The sequence below is a fragment of the Nocardioides sp. P5_C9_2 genome, from assembly GCF_054049555.1.
On record NZ_JBFUMD010000109.1, the window covers coordinates 1 to 9,176 of the forward strand.

Genomic DNA, 9,176 nt, shown 5'->3' on the forward strand with positions numbered 1-9,176 from the left:
CTCCGGCACTGCCGGAGCCCTCGTTGCATCTCGGGTTTCGACGCGCGCAGACGACCCTCATATAGGCACCTGCCACTCCCCAACGGCCGCTGTTGAAGTGCCCGCATGCCAATATCCACGGACCTACGTTCATGGGCGTTAAGGCCTGCGAACGTCAGGCGCCAGCGCCGACACCGATGCCAACGGCGACGAGCACGAGACCGCTGACCCCGCTGAGGATTCGCTGCGCACGCGGACGCGTCATGAACGAGCGGCCGCGAGCAACGAGGAACACGAACAGCAGGTACCAGCATGCTGTGACGGCGGCCCAGACGATGCCGAGTCCCAGAGTGGGCAGGAAACCGCCGACTCCCGCGAACGCTGGGAGGAGCGTGATGGCGAACACGCCGGCCTTCGGATTTCCGAGGTTGGTGGCCAGGCCCACGAGGTAGGCACCTGCTCCGTTTGCTGGTGTGTCGTGGCCGGGGGAATGCGCTGGGGTGCCGTCGGCGGGGCGGCGGACGGCCGACCAGGCGGTGTGGAGCCCGATGACGATGAGAACGCAGCCGCCGGCCAGCAGCAGCCCTTGGTAGAAGGCGGGGTCGGCGAGAAGCGCCGCGGAGAGTCCGGCGCCTGCGGCCGCTGACCAGATGATGAGCCCGGTCACGGTGCCGAGGATGGTGGCGACCGCGATGCGCGGCCCGTCCGCGAGGGTCTGGCGCAACATGAGGGCCTGTCCGACGCCGGGGAACATGGCCAGCAGCCAGGTGGTCGCAACGAAGTTGAGCAGCACCCGTCCGTCACCCCTGCCTCTGTGGACCGGGCGCGGCGGGGAGGAAGTTGCGTAGGGCGGTCCACATGGCGGGTGGGTTGGAGTACATGGGCCAGTGGCCGCTGTGCTCGATCTCCGCAACCGTCACACGTTGGCGACGCAGCTCGGGCAGGTAGCTCAGGTGTGCGTTCTGCTGGCCGTGCATGAACATCCGCGGCATCGGCAGGCCGGTGAACGTGCTTAGCAGGTCCCCGTGGTCGGACAGGTCGACCATCGACTCGAACACCGCTCGCACAACGTGCGGGTCGACGGTGGTGAGCACCCGCGACCCGTACAGGGCGCTGGAGTACTCGACCGACTGCAGGGAGCGGTTCGCGAACTCGCTCAGGAACTTCGTCGGATCGGCGTCGCCATGGGTGACGATCTGGCGAGACAGGAAGCAGTCCTCCGGAGCGAGGTTGCCTTCGATGTCGGTGAAGCTCAGCACCCGGTCCGGCACCCGGTCGGCGAGCATCAGCGCGGTGAGGCCGCCCATGGAATGGCCCACGACGTGGAACCGGTCGACGTCGAGCTGGTCAAGGACGGCCACAGCGACGTCGACGAGGAACGGGATGKACACCTTCGTCAGGTCGCTGGCAGTGGACTCACCGAACCCGGGGGCGTCGTAGGCGACAAAGGGCCGCCCGGCGAGGCCCGGGAACTGGGTGAAGTCGGCGTACTCCTCCTTGGTCGACCCGAAGCCGTGGAGGAACACCACAGGCTCCGGTCCCGGGGCGCTGATGGCGGCGATGCGCGCGGCGACGTCGTGGACCCTCAGGTCGAGGGTCTGCATGGACCAGGACGACTGCGCCATGTCAGGAACCTGCTTTCGTGAGGGCGGAGACGAGCCTGTCGGCCGCCTCGGTGAGGCGCACGGGGTCCAGTGCGAAGCTGATCCGCAGCCGTGCGTCGTCGCCGAACACCTCGCCCGGGACGACCGCGACGTGTGCCTCGTCCAGCAGCCAGGTCGCCAGTTCAGCGGCTGTGCGATGTTCGGCGCTCAGCAGCTTGCTGATGTCGGGGAACGCGAACATCCCGCCAGCGGGTGTCGGGCACTCGACGCCCGGCACCTGAGCCAGCTTCGCGACGAGCAGGTCGCGTGACTCGCGGTAGCCGGCGACGGCGTCGGCGTCGGTCGGGGCGATGAGGGCCGCCAGAGCCGCGTGCTGGGTGAGGGACGGAACGTGGGTGATGGTGGCGGACACCTGACCGCGGGCGGCGGCGACGACTTCGGTAGGACCCAGGAGCCAGCCAACGCGCCAGCCGGTCATGGCGTGCACCTTGGAGACGCCGTCCACGACGACCAGCCGAGCAGGGTCGGTGACGACGGCCGTGGCGGAGAACGGGACGGTGTCGAAGACGAGGCCGCCGTAGACCTCGTCGCTGACCAGCCACACGTCGTTGTCGACGCACCACGCCGCGATTGCAGCGAGCAGGTCGGCAGGGTGCAGCACACCGGACGGGTTCGATGGGTTCGCGATGACGACAGCGCGGGTGCGGGGAGTTCGGGCGGCTTCGAGCGCGTCGACCGACGCGAGACCGTCCCGGTCCACAAGAACCTGTACGACGGAGGCGCCGACCGACTCCACGGCGCCGACGTGTCCCGGCCAGCTGGGCCGCAGCACGAGCACCTCGTCCCCGGGCCCGGCCAGCGCCCCCAATGCCAGGTGCAGGGCGTGCTTGGTGCCGACGGTGACCTGCACGTGGTCGGCGGTGACGTGATCGGGGTGCTGGGCGGCCACTCGTTCGCGCAGGTCCGCGAGCCCGGCGGCGGGACCGTAGTGGTGGGTGCGCGGGTCCCGGGCTGCCTTGACGGCGGCCTCGACGATGTGCGCGGCGGTGGGTGCCTCGGGTTCGCCTGCGGCGAGGGTGATGACGTCGACCCCGGATGCGCGCAGCGCCGCGGCGCGGTCGGCGATCCGGAAGATGGGGTTGTCCGACTCAGCCACGTCCGGCCTCCTGCAGCCCGTAGATGTCCAGCGAGCTCTCGCCGGCCTTCAATCGACGGATGATGTCGACCTCCTTGGCGACGCGCTCGTCGGCGGTGTCGAGCACCCGGTCGGCTACGTGCTGCGGGAGGACGACGACGCCGTCGGCGTCACCGACGACGAGGTCGCCGGTGCAGACGGTGACTGCGCCGACCTGGACGGGAACGCCGAGCGCGCCGCGGAACAGCTTGCGGGTGCCGCGGACGTTGACGTGCCGGGAGAACACCGGGAAGTCGAGCTCGGCCATCTCGACGGTGTCGCGGACGCCGCCGTCGATGACGAGACCTGCGATGTGGCGGACTTGGGAGGCGACGGCGAGAACCTCGCCCCAGTGGCCCCAGTCGGCACCGTTGACGTCGGCGACGAGCACCGACCCTGCCGGCGCTTCGAGGATGGCGTGCTGGAGAGCGAGGTTGTCGCCACCGGCGCCTTGGACGGTGAACGCGTGAGCGGCCACGCGGGCACCGGGCCAAGCGGCACGGATGCCGACGTCCATGGCGTACCGTCCCGGACCCTCGGCAGCGACCGCGGCCTCGTACAGCGTCGCGGCGGTGTGCCCCCGGGCGGGGCCGTCGGCGGCGCTCATGACGTCTCCCCGGTGTCCGATGCGGTCCCACCCCGCGTCTGGAGGAAGTGGTAGCCGTGGGCGCTCCGCGCTTCTCGGAGGGTGGCGCCGTCGCGAACGGTGGCGACGATGGCGGCCTCGACGCGCTCGACCTCGGACGCAACGGATGCGACCTCGTCGACTCGCTCTGCCGGCACCACGACGACTCCGTCCTCGTCGGCGCACACCACGTCGCCGGGGCGGATGGTGACGCCGTCAACGAGCAGCGGCTCCTGCACCGCCCGGACCCGCACCCGGTCCTTGCCGGTGCGCATGAACCGGCCGGCGCTCCAGATCCGGTAGTCGGTGGTCGTGGTGACCGCAACGTCGCGGCACACCCCGTGAATGACGGTGCCGGCCACCTGCTGGTGCGCGGCGACCTGAGTCATGATGCCGCCCCACACCGTGCAGTCGGTGCGGCCGGCGTTGTCGATGAACACGACCGCTCCGGCTGGGACGTCGTCGAGGAAGTCACCCACGGTGCCGCCCTGGTCGTCGACCGGCTCGTAGGCGACCGTGTAGGCGGGCCCGCAGGCGCGCTGCCCCGGTCGGAGCGGGGAGATGCCTTGCACCGACCCGGTGAGCCCGAGTCTGTCGAGGGCATCAGAGATGGACGCGGTCGGAAGCTCGGCGAGCGGCCCGTTGACGTGGTCACTCATCGGCCCACCTCCTGCTGCTGCTCGGTGGCGGCGTGGCCGGCCAGGCGTGCGTCGTTCATGGCTTGGTCGATGCGGACGCCGGCGCGGATGTCGGCGGAGATGGCGGCCTCCCGCTCGACGATGGCCTCGGCCGCGGCGAGCACCTCCTCGGCACGGTCGGCCGGCACGAACACGACACCCGAGTCGTCGGCGACGACGAGGTCGCACTCGCTCACGGTCACGTCCTCGACCCGGACGGGCACTCCGATGGCTCGCTGCTGCAGCCGGCCTCGCGCGGTGCGGGGGCTCACGCCTCGGGCGAAGACGGGCAGGCCGAGTTCCTGTGCCTCGGCGACGTCGCGGCACGCACCGTCCGCCACGACGCCGACGACACCTTGCTGGACGCAGCCGAGCGACAAGATGCCGCCCCAGCAAGAGACGTCCAGGCGTCCGCCGTTTGCCATCACGAGCACATCGCCCGGGCGAGCATCTGCCACAACGGCAGTGGCCAGATGCGGACCGGGGGGACCTCCAGCATCGACCTCGAGGGCGACGGTGCGAGCACGTCCCACGAACCGCGGAGTGCCCCAGGCCGGTCGCAGCCCACCGAGGCCAGCCGGAAGGTCGAGGCTGTCGAGAGCGTCACTCACGACGGTCGAGTCGAGAGCGTCCAGACGCTTCACCAGTGAGTCAACGGTTGGGTCACCGGCGCGGTCAGCGGTGAGGTCGAAGGAGGAGGCTTGACTGTTCATGACTCCAGTAGAAGGCACGGAACCCGTAGGGTGAAGGTCCGAATCCATATCCCAGTTTTCCGCGAGGCAGATGAATGTTGGAAGTCCGCGAAGCCCGGTACTTCGTCGCGGTCGCCGAGGAGCTGCACTTCGGGCGAGCCGCAGAGCGCCTGCACATGTCGCAGCCGCCCCTGTCGCAGACCATCAAGACGCTCGAGCAACGACTTGGAACCAAGCTGCTCACCCGCACCACGCGTGCCGTGGCGCTCACCTCTGCCGGCGAGGTGCTGCTCGAGCAGTGCCGTCGGCTGGTGAACATGGCCGACGAAGCCGAGACGGCCACCCGAGATGCCGCTAGCGGCCAGCTCGGGCGGCTGCGGATCGGCGCGGTCACATCCGCGTTCTTCGAGCCCCTTCCTGCAATGCTCGCCGAGTTCCGCAGCCAGCACCCGCGCGTCGACGTAGTGCTGCGCGAGCTCGACACCCAAGATGCCGTCCGTGCGCTGGCCGATCACGGCATCGACGTCGCCCTCGTCCGTCGACTTGCCACCCCACCCGGCATCGGCCGCCGAACCCTCCTTGAGGAGAAGTTCGTTCTGRCGGTCCCCGCCACGTGGGACCACATTCCCGGCGATGTCGTAGACCTGGCCGACACGGCCCGAGAGCCGTGGATCTGGCTCCCGCGACACATCTCGTCCGACTACCACGACCAGGTCGTGGCCTGCTGCCGTCAAGCCGGGTTTTCCCCAGTGGTCACCAACACCGCCGACTCCATCGTCAGCCAGCTCGCCATGGTTGCCTGCGACATCGGCGTCGCGATCGTGCCCGACAGCGCCGCCGAGCACGGCCTCAACCTCCACCGCCGCGTCCGGTTCGTGCGCATCAAGAAGCCGACCACTATCGAGCTCGCGGCCTTGTGGCTTGAGGACACGACCAACCCCGCTGTAGCGGCGTTCGTGCATGACCGAGCGCCCAGACTTACCTGAAATGCGGTCAACCGTCCGAGCGCCTGCTCCTCACCAGCCAGCGCCGGACGGTCGTTGCCCCGCAAGCGCAACGAGAGAAGGGAAGGTTCCGAGATCGAACTTGATCAATGCGGGCCGTCTATAAAGCAGCCGATTTCTAGATCAATCTAGGCATACCGCTCCGCCATGGAGTCTCCGAGGACGACGTATCCTGTTACAACTCCGGTACAAACAACCGGCCATTCTCGACGTTTGCGCAGGTCAACGTGGATCAGTCAGTCACTACTACGACATCTGACTTCCGGGCGGAAACGCCGCCGACTGGCCTTCGGGTCGCTCGGCGGCGTTCCTCGTTTCTGGGCGCTGTCCTGTCCTGAGCCCGGATCCATTGACTCCGCCGGAGCGAGTGGGTCGTGTGACCCGAGCCGCGTCACTTCCCGAGCAGCCTGCGCGCGGAGTCAGTCAGGGGACAGCCGCCCTTGGCGGCGAGGTGGATCGCGTYGATGAGCTGCCGGCGAGAGCCGTTCTTCACCACGTACCCGCAGGCCCCGGCAGCGAACGCCGAATCGACGAGCTCCCGAGTGCATGAGGCACTCAGGATGACGACACGCACGCCGGCCAGCTCGCGGCACAGCTCGCGGGTGACGTCCACTCCGTCGCGCCCGGGCAACGTGATGTCCATGATGACCACGCGGGGGTTCGTGCGCATCGCTGCTGTCAACGCCTCGTCTGCGTCAGCGGCGGTGGCGACGAGTAGGAGATCGGCTTCCTTGCTGAGGACGTAGGTCAGTGCCTCCCGCATGACGCGGTGGTCCTCGACGAGCATCACCGTGGTGGGCATGTCGGTCTCCTCTGGTGGCGCGACCCTCTACCGACTCTCAGGCGCTGCGTGCGGGCACGAGCACCCTCCTCGCCACCGCGCTGCCCAAGCCGTGGGACATGCCCCACAGGACCGCCTGGGAGCGGGTGCTCACGTCGATCTTGCGATAGCCGGACCGGATGTAGGACTTGATCGAGTTCGGTGACAGGGACATGCGTGCGGCGATGTCCGCGTTGCTCAGACCCGTCGTGATGAGGGACAGCACCTCAGCCTCCCGGGTCGTGAGTCCTTCCTCCCGACCGGGCCAGCCGCTGCCGACGGCGGTGTTGGTGCTGGTCGACGGGGACACCACGGTCTTGCCTCCGTGCACCTGTTGGAGAGCGGCCACGAGCTGGGCCGCGGTCAGGCTCTTGGAGAGGTACCCCGAGGCCCCCTGGTCGATGACGTCCCGGGCCAGCCAGGGCTGGAAGTTCCACGTGTAGACGACTGTCCGACGGACGCGTGGGTCGGCGACGAGCCGCGCGAGGTTGGAGCCGTGGCTGTGGTCCGGGGCGAAGATGTCGACGAGGGCGATGTCGACCTGGGGGCCGGGCGGGTCCGCGTGCTCGGCAAACCGGATCTGGGCGTCGTAGCGGCTCAACATCGCGACGACGCCTCGCCTGACGATCTCGTCGTCGTTGATGAGCGTGATGCGAAGCATGGTGACCGCCTTGAGGAGGAGGGAGGACGCGAGGTCCTCCTGATGAGGACCACACCCCTGTGACTCCGCCCGGTCGTCCGCATGACGCTGCCCCACTGGCACCGTGAGGCCCCGAGACGACCTACCGCCCCCCCAGCGCGCACTCCGACCGTCACGATCTTCGCGTCATGCGCCCGCCTGTCCCGGGTCATGGACACGCGGGGCAGCATGCCCACGCCGTACGTCCATGAAGCCGCGCTGGGCCACCTCGAAGGATGCGACCAGGTCGATCAGGAGGTTGGACGCGGCCTCTGCCAGGTCTGTGACCTCGTCGAGGTGGCGGACGGTGGTGAGAACCTCGAGGAACAGCTCGTTGTGCACCCGCACGACGTCGAGGAGACCGACCGACTCCTGCATCGCTCGGCGCCCGAGCTGGTAGGCCGCCTGCAGCCCCGACTCGTCCCGCTGGGCGAGGTGGCGCAGGAGCAGCGGGGCGTAGTCGAGGCGGAAGCGCTCGAGTGGGTCCGTCACGCCCCGAGCCACTCCAGACCCTCCTCGAGGTCGAGTGCGGTCTGCGTCAGGGGGATCCGCACGCCGAGGCGGACCAGCGTCATCGCGACGTCCGGGGCGATCCCGACCACCACGGTCCGAGCACCGCGCAGCTGAGCCATGTAGGCGAGGTCGGCCAGCGTCCTCGCGGCAAAGGAGTCAAGGACGTCCAGCGCCGCCACGTCGATGAGGATCCCGCGCGACCGGTCCCGTCCCACCCGCTCGAGGAGGTCGCGCTGCAGCCGGACGAGCTGCTCGTCGTCGAGCGCAGCGTGGATCGAGACGATCAGGTTCGGCCCCTGCGAGAGGATCGAGGCTGGCAGGGGCGGGCGCGGAGCAGTAGCGGCGTCAGTCGGCATGCGGCACCTTCGAGACCCGGAACCCGAGCTGCCGTTCCGCTTCCTCGATTCCCCCCTGCAAGTCTCCGACCGTGTGCATCTTGCTGAGGTCGACCCCGATGGTGACGAGGGTCTGGGCGATCTCGGAGGAGAGCCCGGTGATGATCACGTCCGCTCCCATGAGTCGGGAGGCCGTCACGGTGTCGACGAGTGAGTTGGCCACGGTCTCGTCCATGTCGGGCACCCCCGTGACGTCGATGACCACCAGCTTGGCCCGGTGTGCCCGGATCCCGTGGAGCAGCTGCTCGGTGAGCTGCTGGGCCCGGTCCTGGTCGAGCACACCGATGATCGGCAGGATCAGCAACCGCTCCCGCACCTGGAGCACCGGGGTCGAGAGCTCGAGCAGCGCGTCCTGCTGCTTGCGGATGACCCGTTCCCGCTGCTCGACGAAGCTGACGGAGACCGTGTTCGCGATGCGATTGGCTGCCGGCTCGTAGGCGTCGAGCACGTGGTTGAGAAGCTCGAAGTCCTCGCGGTACTTCTCGAAGAGCGAGCGCGCCAGCACGTCCCTCAGCAGCAGGACGATCCCGATCACCTCGTCCGTCTCGACGCCCCGCGGGATGATCCGCTCCGAGAGGTCGCGTGCGTAGTCCCGGAGCGCCTCGACGCTGCCGGTCTCGAGCACCTCGACGTAGTTGTCGTACACCGAGGTCGCCTCGGAGAACACCTCCTGGTTCGTCATCGAGGAGAGCAGGTGCGCCTGGGTGATCCGCTCGGCCCACTGCTGCCGCAGCTCAGTGCGGTTGTCACGCAGGTGAGCGACCAGCTCGGGGAGCAGCTGCTCGTCGCTGGGTGCGGGTCCGGCACCGGTCTGGTTGCTGGAGTGATCGGTCATGTCTCCGCCTCTCTCGTGCTGCTCGCTGATAGGTGCTGATCGATTCACGGCAACCACTTCTCCATCGTCACGGTGGTCCCCTCACCGGGGACCGATCTCAGGTGGAACCCGTCCATGAGGCGTCTCGCTCCGGGGAGGCCGAGGCCCAGCCCGTGGTAGGTGCTGTAGCCGTCCCGCAA

The 9,176-nt window shown here is 68.9% G+C and carries 12 protein-coding genes; 1 reads left to right on the top strand and 11 read right to left on the bottom strand.

The window, feature by feature from the left end:
- Positions 1–154 precede the first annotated feature (154 nt).
- From ACXJKL_RS07710 to ACXJKL_RS07735, 6 genes are read right to left on the bottom strand one after another with little or no spacing between them, the layout of a single operon-like run.
- The gene (locus ACXJKL_RS07710; RefSeq protein WP_457206476.1) at positions 155–772 is read right to left on the bottom strand and encodes a LysE family translocator; all 618 of its coding nucleotides are present in this window, start codon (positions 770–772) and stop codon (positions 155–157) included.
- 7 nt (positions 773–779) lie between these two features.
- Positions 780–1,604 (bottom strand): alpha/beta fold hydrolase, encoded by an 825-nt coding sequence (locus tag ACXJKL_RS07715; protein ID WP_457206477.1) that lies wholly within the window; start codon positions 1,602–1,604, stop codon positions 780–782.
- Position 1,605: 1 nt separating this feature from the next.
- Positions 1,606–2,739: an aminotransferase class I/II-fold pyridoxal phosphate-dependent enzyme gene (locus tag ACXJKL_RS07720; protein WP_457206478.1), complete on the bottom strand. Its 1,134-nt coding sequence runs from the start codon at positions 2,737–2,739 to the stop codon at positions 1,606–1,608.
- On the bottom strand, positions 2,732–3,364 hold the full coding sequence (locus ACXJKL_RS07725; protein WP_457206479.1) for an RraA family protein: 633 nt from the start codon (positions 3,362–3,364) through the stop codon (positions 2,732–2,734). The genes ACXJKL_RS07720 and ACXJKL_RS07725 overlap by 8 nt, the downstream gene beginning before the upstream one ends.
- Entirely contained in the window at positions 3,361–4,041 is a 681-nt protein-coding gene (locus ACXJKL_RS07730; RefSeq protein ID WP_457206480.1) for an RraA family protein, read from the bottom strand. Before ACXJKL_RS07730 ends, ACXJKL_RS07725 begins: the two co-directional genes overlap by 4 nt.
- Positions 4,038–4,820: an RraA family protein gene (locus ACXJKL_RS07735; RefSeq protein ID WP_457206481.1), complete on the bottom strand. Its 783-nt coding sequence runs from the start codon at positions 4,818–4,820 to the stop codon at positions 4,038–4,040. Before ACXJKL_RS07735 ends, ACXJKL_RS07730 begins: the two co-directional genes overlap by 4 nt.
- Before the next feature lie 26 nt (positions 4,821–4,846).
- On the opposite strand from ACXJKL_RS07735, the gene ACXJKL_RS07740 reads away from it, so the two are divergent.
- Positions 4,847–5,737, top strand: a complete 891-nt coding sequence (locus ACXJKL_RS07740; protein WP_457206482.1) for a LysR substrate-binding domain-containing protein — start codon at positions 4,847–4,849, stop codon at positions 5,735–5,737.
- 409 nt (positions 5,738–6,146) lie between these two features.
- On the opposite strand, the gene ACXJKL_RS07745 is transcribed toward ACXJKL_RS07740, so the two are convergent.
- The 5 genes from ACXJKL_RS07745 to ACXJKL_RS07765 all read right to left on the bottom strand — a co-directional run bounded on the left by ACXJKL_RS07745 (position 6,147) and on the right by ACXJKL_RS07765 (position 8,997).
- Positions 6,147–6,557 carry a response regulator gene (locus tag ACXJKL_RS07745; protein WP_457206483.1) on the bottom strand — a complete coding sequence of 137 codons (411 nt, stop codon included), beginning with the start codon at positions 6,555–6,557 and terminating at the stop codon, positions 6,147–6,149.
- 37 nt (positions 6,558–6,594) lie between these two features.
- Positions 6,595–7,236, bottom strand: coding sequence for a LuxR C-terminal-related transcriptional regulator (locus tag ACXJKL_RS07750; RefSeq protein ID WP_457206484.1), 642 nt, complete (start codon positions 7,234–7,236; stop codon positions 6,595–6,597).
- Positions 7,237–7,401: 165 nt separating this feature from the next.
- The gene (locus ACXJKL_RS07755; protein WP_457206485.1) at positions 7,402–7,746 is read right to left on the bottom strand and encodes a phosphatase RsbU N-terminal domain-containing protein; all 345 of its coding nucleotides are present in this window, start codon (positions 7,744–7,746) and stop codon (positions 7,402–7,404) included.
- Positions 7,743–8,123 (bottom strand): STAS domain-containing protein, encoded by a 381-nt coding sequence (locus ACXJKL_RS07760; protein WP_457206486.1) that lies wholly within the window; start codon positions 8,121–8,123, stop codon positions 7,743–7,745. The genes ACXJKL_RS07755 and ACXJKL_RS07760 overlap by 4 nt, the downstream gene beginning before the upstream one ends.
- Positions 8,113–8,997 (bottom strand): STAS domain-containing protein, encoded by an 885-nt coding sequence (locus ACXJKL_RS07765; protein ID WP_457206487.1) that lies wholly within the window; start codon positions 8,995–8,997, stop codon positions 8,113–8,115. Before ACXJKL_RS07765 ends, ACXJKL_RS07760 begins: the two co-directional genes overlap by 11 nt.
- Positions 8,998–9,176 lie beyond the last annotated feature (179 nt).

What these genes read in the sequence shown, in the direction of transcription:
- ACXJKL_RS07725 (WP_457206479.1), bottom strand. Translation starts at nt 3,364, where the DNA reads ATGAGCGCCGCCGACGGCCCCGCCCGGGGGCACACCGCCGCGACGCTG.
- ACXJKL_RS07730 (WP_457206480.1), bottom strand. Translation starts at nt 4,041, where the DNA reads ATGAGTGACCACGTCAACGGGCCGCTCGCCGAGCTTCCGACCGCGTCC.
- ACXJKL_RS07735 (WP_457206481.1), bottom strand. Translation starts at nt 4,820, where the DNA reads ATGGATTCGGACCTTCACCCTACGGGTTCCGTGCCTTCTACTGGAGTC.
- ACXJKL_RS07750 (WP_457206484.1), bottom strand. Translation starts at nt 7,236, where the DNA reads ATGCTTCGCATCACGCTCATCAACGACGACGAGATCGTCAGGCGAGGC.
- ACXJKL_RS07760 (WP_457206486.1), bottom strand. Translation starts at nt 8,123, where the DNA reads ATGCCGACTGACGCCGCTACTGCTCCGCGCCCGCCCCTGCCAGCCTCG.
- ACXJKL_RS07765 (WP_457206487.1), bottom strand. Translation starts at nt 8,997, where the DNA reads ATGACCGATCACTCCAGCAACCAGACCGGTGCCGGACCCGCACCCAGC.